Genomic DNA, 13,397 nt, shown 5'->3' on the forward strand with positions numbered 1-13,397 from the left:
TGCGGCCATCCACGACAATTTCTGCAAACAATAGCCTCATTCAATGGAGAGACGATGAGCCTGAGATTTTTATTCGTCGTACATGTGCTTTTGCTTGTGCAGGTTAATAGCTTCGCGAAAGAGGGTACCGCCGGACCGACCATGCCTCCCAACCAGCCAATGCCAATCCAAACTAAGGCCAGCCAGGAGGAGAGGAATGTACGCATCCAACTAATGAAGGCGCTCGATGCCGAGTTGCAAGCTCGTACAGCAGAGCGGAATGCACCTCCCGCCGCCCCACTCGCCAAAGCCGCGTTTGAGGCGCCCCCGGGCTCTATGCAGTACAAGGGTCTGCTGGGCGACTATTGGGGGGGCGTATACGGAACCATCATCGCAGCTATTACGTCGCTGCTGGTGTTGATCACATGGCGGACGACACGCAAGAACGACAACAAGACAAAGACCTATCAAGTCTTCACTGAGATGCTGCGAACGCACGAGGAGATTGTCACTTCGATGAGGATTGGTGACGCCGTCGGACGTGAAGCTATCGCATTGCTTCTTAGCGAATTCAGCTTCATCTACAAGGCGACTCAGAGCCACGTTCCTGAATACGATGTTTGGAGCATGCATGACCGCGTGGACATCGCATACACGTACATGTATTACGGCCCGCAACTGCAGACTCAGCGAGTCCTTTCTGGCTACAACCCCGCATTGTTAAAGCTGATTGGTGACGCGGTTTCGGCAAAGCAGCAACGGAATGCTCGATCGATAGGTGCGCGCCATCGACAACGCCTATTCAAGGGCCATCAGAACCGCATCTCGCATTACTTTCGCAACCTCTTCGCTGCATACAAGTTCATCGACTCATCCGACCTTTCCGAGCCAGAAAAGAAGGACTTGGGAAAGGTCCTTCGCGCTAAGCTGTCGAACTACGAGCAGGCGCTCTTGCTACTCAACGTCATGTCGAATTTGGGTAAGCCGTGGATAACAGCTGGCCTGCTGAACTTCTACGAGCCTATCAAGAACGTGCCACGAAACTTCTTCTCATTCGATGAGCAGAACTTTGACTTGAAGGTTGAGTTTCCGGACATCGATTTTGAATGGGCACCCAAGGCCACTCCAGGTGGCAGGGTAAGGTGGTCTGCGAAGATTTTCTCCGGCTACAAGGCATTTTTCGACAGGGTGTGAGAGAGGTCCGCTGCATGGCGCAAGCGCGCCGCAAGTGCCACGAACTTTGGGCCAACCATGGCAACCAGGTCGGCAACCTGGACGACATGCGCATTTGCCAATCTGGTGATGTTGCTCGCGTGGACCGTTCGGCGGGCGATCTTGACCGGTATGCGGTGCTAGGTCTGCTTTTCGCCGGACCGGCAATTTGGCGGATTTGTGCGGAGCGGCAGCAATCAGCCTTTGGACTAAACCGCTCGCGCGGTAGTCTCCGAGCGGAGATGGTTGGTTGACGTCGATGGCACACGTGCCGATGTTGTGAGCCGAGGTAATTTGCCTCGTTCACGACAGGAGCAACATCATGAACGTACCCCATCCGGCGGTTTCGCCGTTGCGCCAGCGCATGCTCGAAGACATGCGGATGCGCAGGCTTGCACCCAAGACGCAGACCGCCTACATGCGTTGGCTGTCGATGTCGCTGACCTTCAGAGACACGACTTCGCTGGCGCGAAGCCCCGTGCCGTAGGCCAGGGACAGTGCGGTCTGGTGCTTGAGGTTTCCTGTTGCTGCGATCAGGCGAGCCACTTCCTCGCGGCTGAGCACCACCGGCAAGGTGCGTGGCACATGAACGAGCTGCATCTTGGCCGTCAACTCCGCGCGATCCAGGGTGATCTCGCAGAAGAACTTCAGCCCAGTGATCGTGGCGTTGAGGGTGGTGGGCGAAGTACCTTCGTCAACCAGGTGAAGCTGGAAGTTGCGCAGGTCTTCGACGGTGGCGGTATCTGGCGGCCGGTGAAGGTAGGCAGCAAACCGGCGCACGGCTCGGATATAGGCGGTCTGCGCCTTGGGTGCAAGCCTGCGCATCCGCATGTCTTCGAGCATGCGCTGGCGCAACGGCGAAACCGCCGGATGGGGTACGTTCATGATGTTGCTCCTGTCGTGAACGAGGCAAATTACCTCGGCTCACAACATCGGCACGTGTGCCATCGACGTCAACCAACCATCTCCGCTCGGAGACTACCGCGCGAGCGGTTTAGTCCTTAGGCTGATTGCGGTCCATCAGATTCCTCTGTCGAACGACAGTATCCCTGTCGACCGGTCAGTCAAGTTATTCTCGATGTGCACTCTTCGAGCGCCTTCTTCATCGTCTTGATCAGGAACTGCTGGCGCGCCTGAGACATCCTCTGTACCGGGGCCGCCACACTGATGGCTGCGGGTACGCCGAAGTGAAGAGCAGGCACGGAGATCCCGACACCAAGAATGTTTTCGATCACGTGATTGCCGACCACTGACCATCCGCGCTCTCTGGTGGTCTTCAACAACAACTGCAGTCGGGCGGGCGTCATCCCTCCATAGGACGCCAGCGCTGAAGCATTGGCTTTGATGATCTCCGAAGCGTCTGTCTCGGGCAGGGATGCAAGCAAAGCCATGCCCGCTGCACCGACGCCAAGTGGTTGTCGGCGCCCCACCTCCACCGTGACTGCCTGCACCGGGAAGCTGCCGATCTGGCGGGCAATGCAATGCGACTGCGTCCCCTCGCGAATGATCGCGAAAGCCGCGTCCTCGCTCACCTCGCTGACACGCTTCAGGACTGATGAAAGCTGTTCAACCACCGTATCGAGTGGACTGTTCACTGCCTTCACATGGGTGCTGCAGAGCGCATATCGAAACCGTTCGATCTGCTCGACATAGCCGCAGTCAATCAACGTCGCCAACAGACGATAGATGGTCGGGCGTTCGAGGTCGCACTCTCTGACCAGGTCAGCGATACGAACCCCTGTTTCACCGTGCCTGCCAACGCAGTCGAGCACAGCAAGGCCTCGCATGAGCGAACGATTTCCGCCATCTTTGTTGGAGGTACTGCTCTTCATGTCAAAAATCGAATTTCTGGAAATCGTACGACTGGCGGACATTTTGAGTTCATTGTTTCTGCATCGCAACCAAAAATTGAGCCCGTCACAACACCCAACATAGGAGACAAACATGGACTTCCAAACTCGACCGTTTTCTCGTCGCACTTTTCTCACGGCATCGGCGGCCACCTTGGCTGCAGGTTTGGCACCCACGCACGCGTGGGCCAACACCGAGGCGGCTTACCCCTCTCGTCCGGTCACCCTCGTGGTGCCATTCGGGGCTGGTGGTGGCACCGATATCGTCGCGCGTCTGCTTGCAACCGAACTCTCGAAACAATGGAAAGCAGGTGTTGTTGTCGAGAACAAGGCCGGTGCCGGTGGACAGATCGGTGCTACCGCCGTCGCGCGCGCAGTGCCGGACGGACACACGCTGCTGATGGGGATTACGACGCTGATCCAAGAAAGAAGCCTGTACAAGTCTCTCCCGTATGACGCTTTCAAGGACTTCTCTCCACTGGCGCAGTTGGCTACCTCTGTGAACTTCCTGGTGGTGCCGGCAAGTTCCCCGATCAAATCGTTCAAGGAATTTGTTGCCTTCGCACAGTCGCGCCAAGGAAAGCTCAACTACGGCTCGAACGGCAATGCAGGGTCCTCACATCTCCACAGCGCGCTTCTCAACACCTCGTTAAAACTGGATATGGTGCATGTGCCTTACAGCGGCTCAGGCCCTCTGCTGACGGCCATGCTCGGTCAGCAGGTCGATTGCGCCTTCATTGACATTGCCCCGCTGAGGCCCCACGTTCTGGCAGGCAAGTTGCGAGTCTTGGCAGTAACTGGCCCCAAGCGTTCTGCATTCTTTCCCGACACGCCGACCTTTGAAGAGCTCGGTCTTCCCGGCTTCGAGCCGGTCGGTTGGTTCTCCATTTTTGCACCGTCAGGCGTTCCTGAACCGCTGCGAGCCACCATTTCATCAACCGTCATTCAAGCCATGCGTGCACCAGAAATCGTCAAGCGCGTCGAGGAGTTGGGTCTAACCCCCTCTCAATTGACTCGGCAAGCTTTTGCGGAATCGATGCAAGTCGATGTGGAAAAGTGGAAGAAGATGATCCAAGCGGGGAACGTCAGTGTCAACTGAATCCACATCCAACAGCTTGCTGCAACGCGGTGGCACGGTCGCTGAGACGGTGTTCTCGGCGATCGCCCAGTATCCGGAACGCAAGGCCTTCGCCAACGACGAGGCGGTTGTCACCTACCGCGAGCTGGGCGAGCAGATCAGCCGCATCGGGCAGCTGCTCGACAGTCTCGGGCTGCAGCCAGGCGATACGGTGGCGCAGCTTGGGGTCAACCGGTTCGAGGTCTTTGCGATCATCGTGGCGGTGTACATGCGTGGGCTACGCTCGCTCACGCTGCACGCCATGGGCAGCGAGGCCGACCACGCCTATGTGCTCAATGACAGCGCGGCCCGGGTGGTCATCGTCGACGAGTACCACGCCTCTCGGATCGCGCCGCTGCAAGGCCGGAGTCCAAACGTGAAGCACTGGTTCTCGATCGGTCCCGTGCCCGGCTGCACCGATCTTGCAGCCAAGCTTGCCGGGTTCGATGCGAGGCCGTTGGTGGCGGCAGGTGATGCCGAAACCGTTGTTCGGGTGGCCTACACCGGTGGCACGACCGGAAAACCCAAAGGTGTCATGCTATCTAACCGCGCGTTGATGACCAACGCGTTGCTGGACGTGGCCGCAAAGGACTGGCCGCAGGATGTTCGCTACCTTTGTGTGGCACCGATCTCGCACGGAGCGGGGTCGATGGTCGTCCCCACCCTGATGCAAGGTGGATGTGTCACCCTGCTGCGCGGATTTACCGTAGATGGAGTCATCGACGCCATCAACCGGTACGGGTGCAACGTCACCTGGATGGTGCCAACCATGTTGTACGGACTGCTGGATTCCGGCCGCACGGGCGAAGTCGACTGGTCGCGTTTTCATGCGCTGGTCTACAGCGGTGCGCCGGCGTCGCCGACGCGCATCCGGCAGGCATTGAACCTGCTCGGGCCGGTGCTGATTCAGAGCTATGGCCAGTCGGAAGCGCCCAACGACGTGCTGATTCTCGGCCGTGCGGACCATGCGCGTCTGGATGACGCGGCTTTGGCCAGCGCTGGGCGTCCGTATCCCTTGATTCGTGTCGCGCTGCTCGACAACAACGGTGTTGAGGTGCCGGACGGCGAACGCGGCGAGATCTGCGTTCGGGGTCCGATCGTGATGTCGGGCTACCTCAACAAGCCTGACGAGACAGCCGCTGCGCTGGCTGGCGACTGGCTGCACACCGGCGACGTGGCTTACAAGGGGGCCGACGGCCTCTTCTACATCGTCGATCGCAAGAAGGACCTGATCATCACCGGCGGCTTCAACGTCTTCCCGAAAGAGGTGGAAGACACCATCTGCGCCAACCCTGGTGTTGCCGCTGCTGCGGTCATTGGGGTTCCAGATGCCAAGTGGGGCGAAATGGTGGTCGCGTACGTCCAGCTCAAGGAGGGCTCCGTGGTCTCCGGAGAGACCATTGCCAACGAGGTGCGGCAAGCCAAAGGTCCCGTCGCCACACCCAAGCGGGTGGAGTTCGTTTCAGCGCTGCCGCTCACGGGTCTTGGAAAGATCGACAAGAAGGCCTTGCGAGCAAACCACTGGTCATCCACCGAGCGCGCTGTGAACTGACAAGGATTCGTGTCATGCAGAAATTTGAAGCCTACCTCTGCGGAGCTTTCGAGCACCCGACCCGGCTGGCACCCGACAAATCGGTGGCGCAGTTGCACTATGAGTGTGCAGCGGGCGCGCTGGCCGACGCTGGCCTGACGTTCGACGACGTCGATGGCTACCTGTGTGCAGGCGATGCCCCTGGTGCCACCCCTCTGGTCATGGCCGACTACATGAACTTGCGGGTTCGCTGGGTCGATGGCACCGACCTGGGTGGCTGCTCCTACATCGCCCTTGTGGCGCACGCAGCCGCAGCGATTGCCGCCGGCCGCTGCAGCGTTGCGCTGATCACGATGGCCGGACGGCCCCGTAGCTTGGGTCAGTCGGTCGGCGTCAAGCCACGCGCCCTGAGCCCGGATCGGCCCGAGACGGCGTTCGACAGTGCCAGCAACTGGACCATTGCCCCGCTCTATGGCATGGCAGCGCAGCGCCACATGCACGAACACGGGACCACGTCCGCGCAGCTCGCAGCCGTGAAAGTGGCGGCTTCCACCCATGCGCAGCACAACCCGCATGCGATGCTGCCGAAGAAGGTGACCGTAGAAGACGTGCTGGCGTCGGGCGTCATTGCCGATCCGCTGCACAAGATGGATTGCTGCGTCATCAGCGATGGCGGCGGGGCGCTGATCGTGACGAGCAAATCGGTAGCACTGCGCACCGGTCGGCCCTTGGTCAAGGTGCTAGGCACCGGCGAGACCATTCACACGAATGCGGGCGGCCAGATCGATCTGACAGCGACGGGTGCGAAGGAGTCGGGTCGGCTTGCATTCGCCCAGGCCGGGTTGTCGCCTCGCGATATTCAGTACGCGTCGATCTACGACAACTTCACCATCATGGTGCTGCTGCAACTGGAAGATCTGGGCTTCTGCAAGCCGGGCCAGGCAGGCGCCTTTGTCGCCGAGGGCAACCTGATTTCGGGACAGGGAGCGCTGCCGTGGAACACCGATGGCGGTGGCCTGTGCAACAACCATCCGCAGAACCGGGGCGGTGTCACCAAGATCATCGAAGCCGTGCGGCAGTTGCGCGGCGAAGCCCACCCCAAGGTGCAGGTGCCGGACTGCCGGTTCGCGCTGGCCAGCGGACCGGGCTTCGTGTTGGGCGCAGGCCATGCGCATTCGTCGTTGATCCTCGGAAGGGAGTAACCATGTCAGAGATCACACAAACGGCGTGGAACGAAGATCCCTACGTTGCCGCGCTGCCCGAGAACCGCCCGTTCTGGCAAGCAGCCGAAGAGGGCCGTCTGCTGGGCAAGGTCTGCAAGGCGTGCAACAAGTTCCATTGGTACCCGCGGGTGGTGTGTCCCTTCTGCTGGAGTGCCGACACGCACTGGGTGCCGCTCAGTGGACGCGGCGAGGTGTACGCCTTCTCCACATTGCGCCGCGCCAACCCACCGTACACCCTGGCCTATGTCCAACTGGCCGAAGGTCCGGCGATGCTGACCAATCTCGTGGACATGGCCGAGACCGATATGCGCATCGGTGCACCGGTGCAGGTCGTCTTCAGTCGCACCGAAGATGGCCGCATGGCCCCCAAATTCACAAAGATGGAGACTACATGATCGATCTATTCCCTCACACCAGTGCCATCGTCACCGGTGGCGCGTCCGGCCTGGGGCTGGCAGCCGTCAAGGAGTTGCTGGCCCATCAGGTGCATGTCGTGGTGCTGGATTTGCCAACCTCCAAGGGCGCTGAAGTCTGCGCCGAGCTCGGCCCCCTAGCCACGTTCTCGCCCGGTAGCGTCACTTCGGAGGCCGACGTGCAGGCCGCCGTTGCGGCCGCTGCAGCCATCGCGCCCCTGCGCTGGGTGGTGCACTGTGCCGGTCGGGGAGCTCCCATCCGGCTCGTTGAGAAAGATGGCTCGCCTGGTTCGCTGGAGAAGTTCAGCGAGGTGACACAACTCAACGTCATCGGCACCTTCAACGTGCTGCGTCTGGCGGCGGTGCAGATGGCGCGCAACGAACCGCAGGGCGATAGCGGACAGCGTGGCGCCTTCGTGCTGACTGCGTCGGTTGCCGCATACGAAGGTCAGATCGGCCAGATCGCCTACAGCGCTGGCAAGGCGGCCATTGTGGGCATGACGCTGGTTTCCGCGCGCGACCTGGCCAAGCACGGCATCCGCGTCAATACCATTGCACCGGGCCTGTTCGATACGCCCGCCCTGGTCCGGCTTTCCGACCAGGTCAAGGCAGGGCTCGCTGCGTCCATTCCGTTCCCGCAGCGGTTGGGCCGGCCCGCAGAGTTCGGTCGTCTTGCGGTGAACCTGCTGGAGAACGACATGATGAACGGCGAGACGGTCCGCCTCGACGGCGCGATCCGGATGCAACCGCGATGAACGGGAACATCAGACGCGAGGCCCTGCCCCTGCGGCTGGATGGCCGCACGGTTTTTGTCGTCGGCGGGGGCTCGGCCGGCCCGGGATGGAGCATCGGCCGCGCCTCGTCGGTCACTTATGCCCGCCAGGGAGCACAGGTCTGCGTGGCGGACCGCGACGAGGCATCGGCACGCGAAACAGTCCGCCTCATCGAGCAGGAAGGTGGCCGCGCCATCGCTCTGGTCGGCGATGCGGCCGACGCCGGGGATGTGGATCGTCTGTTCGGCGAAGCGCGCGCAGCTTTCGGACCCATTGATGTGTTGCACTACAACGTGGGCATCGGCAAGGTCGGCGGCCCGCTGGAAACCTCGGCCGATGACCTGGCACGAATCCATCAGGCCAACGTCGGGGGCCTGCTGCTGGCCACGCAAGCCGTGCTGCCCGAGATGAAGGAGCGGCAACGCGGTGCGATCGTCGCCATCTCGTCCATCGCCGCGCACCGTTTCCTCGGCTACCCGCACTTGGCCTACGGCGTGACCAAGGCCGCGGTCGAGCATTTCATCCGGCTGGTGGCCCAGGAACATGCAAGCCATGGCATTCGCGCCAACACCGTGGTGCCCGGTCTGATCGACACACCGCGCATCGCCAAGACGGTCGCCTCGCAATACAGCGCCGACGATCTGGACGAGGCGCGCCAGGCCCGCGCACGCCAGGTGCCATGCGGCCGCATGGGAACGGCCTGGGACGTCGCGCACGCCTGTGCCTTCCTGGTGTCCGACGCAGCTTCGTACATCACTGGCACCGAACTGTTGGTGGACGGTGGCATCACCGGCAAGTACGTCTGACAGGTCCATCTCGCTTTCCACACCAGGTCTTATGCAAAAGCTAAAGAACAAGGTTGCGCTGGTCTCCGGATCGGGTCGCGGCATCGGCCGAGAGATCGCCTGCAAGCTCGCACTTGAAGGCGCCAGTGTCGTTGTCAACGACCTCGACGAAGGCCCGGCGCATGACACGGTGCGGGCGATCGCGGCGGCCGGCGGCCGGGCCGTGGCCTGCGTGGGCAGTGTCACCCAGTCCGACTTCGGGCAACGTTTCGTCGACACCGCTCTGGCCGAATTCGGTCGCATCGACATCATCGTCAACAACGCCGGGTACACCTGGGACAACGTGATCCAGAAGATGAGCGACGAGCAGTGGGAAGAGATGCTGGCGGTGCACCTGACGGCACCTTTTCGCATCCTCAGGGCCGCTGCCAACTACATCCGCAGCGCCGCGCGACACGAGGCAGAAGCTGGCGCGCCCGTGTTCCGGAAGGTCGTGAATGTCTCATCGACCTCAGGCGTGTACGGCAACGCCGGACAGGCGAACTACTCCGCCGCCAAGGCCGGGATCAACGGTCTCACCCGCGCCATGGCCAAGGAATGGGGCCGCTACAAGGTCAACGTCAACAGCGTGGCTTTTGGTCTGATTTCGACGAGGTTAACAGAAGCCGATGCGAACGCCGACGCCAGCATCGACATTGATGGCCGCCGCATCAAGGTCGGTGTGAACCCGCAAATACTGAAAAACGCCGAGGCCCTCATACCTTTGGGCCGAGCCGGCACACCTCAAGAAGCCGCCGGAGCGGTCTACCTCTTTTGCATTCCCGAGTCGGACTACGTCAGCGGCCAGGTCCTGGTCTGCGGCGGTGGCCGGCCCTGAAACACCGATTGTCATGACCATCAACTCTCCCGCCCGTCCCTGGATGGACAGTGACCTTTCATTGCTTCGCGACAACGCGCGGCGCTTTTTCGAGACCGAGTGCGTGCCGAACCAGGATGCCTGGGCAACGCAGAAGCGGCCCGACCGTGCCATTTGGCGCCGGGCCGGCGAACTGGGCCTGCTGTGCCCGGATGTACCTGAGGCCTACGGCGGCGCAGGCGGAAGCGTTCTGCACCAGGTCGTGGTCTGCGAGGAGCAGCACCGTGCACTGGTGAACAGTTTCAGCCTGAACGTGCACAGCGGCGTTGTCGCGCACTATCTGCTGTCTTATGCCAGCGAGGAACAGAAGCAGCGCTGGCTGCCAGCGATGGTGAGTGGCGAGATGGTCGGGGCCATAGCCATGACCGAGCCCGGCGCGGGAACGGACCTGCAGCGCATCCAGACCAGCGCCGTTCGCGACGGCGACCATTACGTGGTGCGGGGGGCCAAGACCTTCATCACCAACGGCTGGCATGCCGACTTGATCATCGTCGCGGTCAAGACCGATCCCACGGCGCGAGCGCGCGGCGTGTCGTTGCTGGTGATGGAAACGAGGGACCTACCGGGCTTTCGTCGCGGCCGCCTGCTCGACAAGCTGGGCCAGCATGGCCAGGACACGGTGGAGCTGTTCTTCGACGACGTGCGCGTGCCAGTGGCCAACCTGCTGGGCGGGGAAGAAGGTCGCGGATTCTCGCAACTGATGCAGCAGTTGCCGCGCGAGCGGCTGCTGATCGCAGTGGGCACGGCGACCACGATGCAGCGCGCCGTGGACGAGACGCTGGGCTACGTGACCCAACGCCAGGTGTTTGGCGCGCCACTGATGTCCCTGCAGAACACGCGCTTCAAGCTGGCGGAATGCCAGACCCAGGCCACAGTGGCACGCAGCTTCGTCGACGACTGCATCGCCCGTCTCCAGCGAGGCGAACTGGATGTGCCGACCGCGGCCATGGCCAAGTGGTGGACCACCGACACCTTGTGCAAGGTGGTGGATGAATGCCTGCAGTTGCATGGTGGCTATGGCTACATGCGCGAGTTCCCCATTGCACGCATGTACGCCGACGTGCGCGTGGGACGCATCTATGGCGGGGCCAATGAAGTGATGAAGGAAATCATCGCTCGCGGCCTTGAAGCATGAATGCGTCACGCCCAGGTCTCACAGGCGGGATCCATGACTGAACTCAACCCTCTTACCGCAAACAAGCCGTGGTTTGCCGCCTGGCCACGTGGGCTGCCGCACCGCATCCATGTGCCCGAGACACCCATCGACCATTGTTTGTCGGTCGCTGCAGAGCGTTACCCGAACAAGCCGGCCCTGATCTTCATGGATCGGGAGTGGACCTACGCTCAACTGTCGGCCCAGGTGGATGCCGTGGCCGGACACCTTCAACAGGTGGCTCAAGTGCAAGCTGGCGACCGGGTGCTGCTGATGAGCCAAAACTGCCCCCAGTTCGTCGCCGCGTTTCTTGCCATCCTGCGCTGTGGCGCAGTGGTGGTGCCCATCAATCCGATGTGCACAGCCACCGAGCTGGAGCACTACCTGAACGACAGCGGGGCCGAGGTGGCCCTGGTCGCGCAGGACATGCTGCCTGCCATGCAGCCGGCGTTTGACGACAGGCGTTTGAGGCACGGGGTGGTGCATGTCTACTCCGAGGCCATGGCCGCCGACACCGACCTGGTGTTACCGCAAGGGATGGAGGCGCCGGCTGCTGTGTTGAGCGACGAGCGACTGGCACGTTGGTCGGACGTGATCGCGGCGTCGTTACCGGTCGAACACAGGACTACCCAACCCAACGAGCTGTGTCTGCTGCCGTACACGTCGGGCACCACAGGCCGTGCCAAGGGCTGCATGCACACCCACCGCAGCGTACAGGCGGCAACAACCGCGTCCGTGTTGTGGCGGAACCTGCATGCCGAATCGGTGGTGCTGGGCGCGGCGCCCTTGTTTCACCTCTTGGGCCTGCAGAATGCGATGCTGATTCCGCTGGCGTCCGCCGCCACCGTGGTGCTGCTGCCTCGCTGGCATGCCGGCAACGCGGTGCGTCTGATTGAGCGCTACCGTGTCAGCGTGTGGGCTGCGCCGCCGGCCATGCTGAGCGATTTTTTTGCACACCCTGAGGCGCAAACGCGCGATCTGTCGAGCCTCTCGGTGCTGGCCGGCGGTGGTGCGGCCATGCCAGAGGCCGTCTCCACGATCCTGCGCACCCGCTTTCAGATCGACTACATCGAGGGTTACGGCATGACGGAAACCGCCGCCTTCCTTCTCTGCAACCCGATGCACCGCACCAAACCTCAATGCCTGGGCATTCCCAGCTTCGGTGTGGACGTCCGTATCGTGGACCCGGAAACACAGAGCGAAGTTGCGGCGGGCGAGGTGGGCGAACTACTGGTGTCCGGCAACCAGGTGATGCAAGGCTACTGGCGCAACGAAGCGGCCAATGCCGAGGCATTCCGCGTGATCGAGGGACGGCGCTACCTGCGCACGGGCGACCTGGCTCGCATCGACGCCGATGGGTACCTCTTCATGAGCGATCGCCTCAAACGCATGATCAATGTCAGCGGCTACAAGGTATGGCCGGCGGAGCTGGAGTGCACGCTGCATGAGCACCCGGCGATCCAGGAAGCCTGTGTCGTTGCCGCTCCTGATGCACGTCAGGGCGAGTCTGTGCGCGCCGTGATTGCGCTCAGGGCGGGCGCTGAGCTAACGGCCGAGGACTTCATCGCCTGGTGCCGCGAGCGCCTGGCCGCCTACAAGGTGCCCCGAATCGTGGAGTTCCGTTCCGCGCTCCCCAGGTCCAGCACCGGGAAGATCGCGTGGCGCGAAATTCAGATGGAGCTCAACCCGACAACAGACCCTGTGTCAAAGGATTCCCATGCGTGAACGTGTCCTCATTACCGGCGGAGCTGCCGGCATCGGCGCAGCGGTGGTGCGGCGGTGCGCCGAGCGTGGTTGGGAGACCGTCGTCATCGACACGGCGGCGGATGCCGATATACGCGCTGATCTGAGCGATGCGGCGGCCACGGCGCAGGCCTTGCAGAAAGCCCTTGCCAACGGACCGATCACGCGACTGGTCAACAACGTTGGGGTCGTGTGCCCGAATCCGCTGGAGCTGCAGACGCTAGAAGAGTTCGATCGCGTGATGGCGGTGAATCTGCGGTGCGCGCTGCAATGCGTGCAGGCCCTGAGACCCGGCATGCAGCAGGCGGGATTTGGACGCATCGTCAACATGTCTTCCCGGGCCGCCTTGGGCAAAGAATTGCGCACGGCTTACGCCGCGAGCAAGGCCGGCCTGCTGGGCATGACGCGCGTCTGGGCCCTGGAGCTGGGCGCTGAAGGCATCACGGTCAATGCCATCGGACCCGGTCCGATCCGCACCGAACTGTTCGACCGCGTCAACCCCGCTGAGTCCGCGCGGACCCGCGCCATCATCGAGTCGGTCCCCGTCAAGCGGCTGGGCGAGCCAGCCGACGTTGCGGCGGCGGTCGACTTTTTCCTCGGCGCCGACAGCGGCTTTGTCACCGGGCAAACGCTGTACGTGTGTGGCGGCATGACAGTTGGCGTGGCCGCTGTCTGAACGTCTCGCTGATTTCCCCACCCGTT

General features: G+C 62.1%; 12 protein-coding genes and 1 pseudogene. 11 read left to right on the plus strand and 2 right to left on the minus strand.

Annotated elements, in window-relative coordinates; genetic code table 11:
- Positions 1-54 precede the first annotated feature (54 nt).
- Positions 55-1,173, plus strand: a complete 1,119-nt coding sequence (locus tag ACE3RQ_RS09285) for a putative phage abortive infection protein (RefSeq protein WP_374521687.1) — start codon at positions 55-57, stop codon at positions 1,171-1,173.
- A 435-nt stretch (positions 1,174-1,608) separates the two neighbouring features.
- On the opposite strand, the pseudogene ACE3RQ_RS09290 reads toward ACE3RQ_RS09285, so the two are convergent.
- A pseudogene (locus tag ACE3RQ_RS09290) lies at positions 1,609-2,076 on the minus strand (tyrosine-type recombinase/integrase); the annotation flags it as partial.
- Positions 2,077-2,255: 179 nt separating this feature from the next.
- Positions 2,256-3,023, minus strand: a complete 768-nt coding sequence (locus ACE3RQ_RS09295; RefSeq protein WP_374521688.1) for an IclR family transcriptional regulator — start codon at positions 3,021-3,023, stop codon at positions 2,256-2,258.
- Between the two features lie 112 nt (positions 3,024-3,135).
- Here ACE3RQ_RS09295 and ACE3RQ_RS09300 point away from each other — a divergent pair, with 112 nt between their 5' ends.
- The 10 genes from ACE3RQ_RS09300 to ACE3RQ_RS09345 are packed head-to-tail and all read left to right on the plus strand — an operon-like array spanning position 3,136 to position 13,371.
- The gene (locus tag ACE3RQ_RS09300; RefSeq protein WP_374521689.1) at positions 3,136-4,140 is read left to right on the plus strand and encodes a Bug family tripartite tricarboxylate transporter substrate binding protein; all 1,005 of its coding nucleotides are present in this window, start codon (positions 3,136-3,138) and stop codon (positions 4,138-4,140) included.
- The gene (locus ACE3RQ_RS09305) at positions 4,130-5,710 is read left to right on the plus strand and encodes an AMP-binding protein (RefSeq protein ID WP_374521690.1); all 1,581 of its coding nucleotides are present in this window, start codon (positions 4,130-4,132) and stop codon (positions 5,708-5,710) included. The genes ACE3RQ_RS09300 and ACE3RQ_RS09305 overlap by 11 nt, the downstream gene beginning before the upstream one ends.
- 14 nt (positions 5,711-5,724) lie before the next feature.
- Positions 5,725-6,891 (plus strand): thiolase domain-containing protein, encoded by a 1,167-nt coding sequence (locus ACE3RQ_RS09310; protein ID WP_374521691.1) that lies wholly within the window; start codon positions 5,725-5,727, stop codon positions 6,889-6,891.
- 2 nt (positions 6,892-6,893) lie between these two features.
- Positions 6,894-7,307: a Zn-ribbon domain-containing OB-fold protein gene (locus ACE3RQ_RS09315; protein ID WP_374521692.1), complete on the plus strand. Its 414-nt coding sequence runs from the start codon at positions 6,894-6,896 to the stop codon at positions 7,305-7,307.
- Positions 7,304-8,080: an SDR family NAD(P)-dependent oxidoreductase gene (locus ACE3RQ_RS09320; protein ID WP_374521693.1), complete on the plus strand. Its 777-nt coding sequence runs from the start codon at positions 7,304-7,306 to the stop codon at positions 8,078-8,080. Before ACE3RQ_RS09315 ends, ACE3RQ_RS09320 begins: the two co-directional genes overlap by 4 nt.
- A complete protein-coding gene (locus ACE3RQ_RS09325) occupies positions 8,077-8,904 on the plus strand; it encodes an SDR family NAD(P)-dependent oxidoreductase (RefSeq protein ID WP_374521694.1) in 828 nt (275 codons plus the stop codon). The genes ACE3RQ_RS09320 and ACE3RQ_RS09325 overlap by 4 nt, the downstream gene beginning before the upstream one ends.
- Before the next feature lie 31 nt (positions 8,905-8,935).
- A complete protein-coding gene (locus ACE3RQ_RS09330; RefSeq protein ID WP_374521695.1) occupies positions 8,936-9,760 on the plus strand; it encodes an SDR family NAD(P)-dependent oxidoreductase in 825 nt (274 codons plus the stop codon).
- A 13-nt stretch (positions 9,761-9,773) separates the two neighbouring features.
- The gene (locus ACE3RQ_RS09335; RefSeq protein ID WP_374521696.1) at positions 9,774-10,934 is read left to right on the plus strand and encodes an acyl-CoA dehydrogenase family protein; all 1,161 of its coding nucleotides are present in this window, start codon (positions 9,774-9,776) and stop codon (positions 10,932-10,934) included.
- 33 nt (positions 10,935-10,967) lie between these two features.
- The gene (locus tag ACE3RQ_RS09340; RefSeq protein ID WP_374521697.1) at positions 10,968-12,677 is read left to right on the plus strand and encodes a long-chain-fatty-acid--CoA ligase; all 1,710 of its coding nucleotides are present in this window, start codon (positions 10,968-10,970) and stop codon (positions 12,675-12,677) included.
- Positions 12,670-13,371 (plus strand): SDR family oxidoreductase, encoded by a 702-nt coding sequence (locus tag ACE3RQ_RS09345; protein WP_374521698.1) that lies wholly within the window; start codon positions 12,670-12,672, stop codon positions 13,369-13,371. Before ACE3RQ_RS09340 ends, ACE3RQ_RS09345 begins: the two co-directional genes overlap by 8 nt.
- The last annotated feature ends 26 nt before the right edge of the window (positions 13,372-13,397 follow it).

The sequence above is a fragment of the Hydrogenophaga sp. genome (assembly GCF_041913525.1).
In the GTDB taxonomy this organism is placed as follows: Bacteria; Pseudomonadota; Gammaproteobacteria; order Burkholderiales; family Burkholderiaceae_C; genus Hydrogenophaga.

Coding starts and splice junctions, on each gene's coding strand:
- ACE3RQ_RS09285 (WP_374521687.1), top strand. CDS start 55: ATGAGCCTGAGATTTTTATTCGTCGTACATGTGCTTTTGCTTGTGCAG.
- ACE3RQ_RS09295 (WP_374521688.1), bottom strand. CDS start 3,023: ATGAAGAGCAGTACCTCCAACAAAGATGGCGGAAATCGTTCGCTCATG.
- ACE3RQ_RS09300 (WP_374521689.1), top strand. CDS start 3,136: ATGGACTTCCAAACTCGACCGTTTTCTCGTCGCACTTTTCTCACGGCA.
- ACE3RQ_RS09310 (WP_374521691.1), top strand. CDS start 5,725: ATGCAGAAATTTGAAGCCTACCTCTGCGGAGCTTTCGAGCACCCGACC.
- ACE3RQ_RS09315 (WP_374521692.1), top strand. CDS start 6,894: ATGTCAGAGATCACACAAACGGCGTGGAACGAAGATCCCTACGTTGCC.
- ACE3RQ_RS09320 (WP_374521693.1), top strand. CDS start 7,304: ATGATCGATCTATTCCCTCACACCAGTGCCATCGTCACCGGTGGCGCG.
- ACE3RQ_RS09325 (WP_374521694.1), top strand. CDS start 8,077: ATGAACGGGAACATCAGACGCGAGGCCCTGCCCCTGCGGCTGGATGGC.
- ACE3RQ_RS09330 (WP_374521695.1), top strand. CDS start 8,936: ATGCAAAAGCTAAAGAACAAGGTTGCGCTGGTCTCCGGATCGGGTCGC.
- ACE3RQ_RS09335 (WP_374521696.1), top strand. CDS start 9,774: ATGACCATCAACTCTCCCGCCCGTCCCTGGATGGACAGTGACCTTTCA.
- ACE3RQ_RS09340 (WP_374521697.1), top strand. CDS start 10,968: ATGACTGAACTCAACCCTCTTACCGCAAACAAGCCGTGGTTTGCCGCC.
- ACE3RQ_RS09345 (WP_374521698.1), top strand. CDS start 12,670: ATGCGTGAACGTGTCCTCATTACCGGCGGAGCTGCCGGCATCGGCGCA.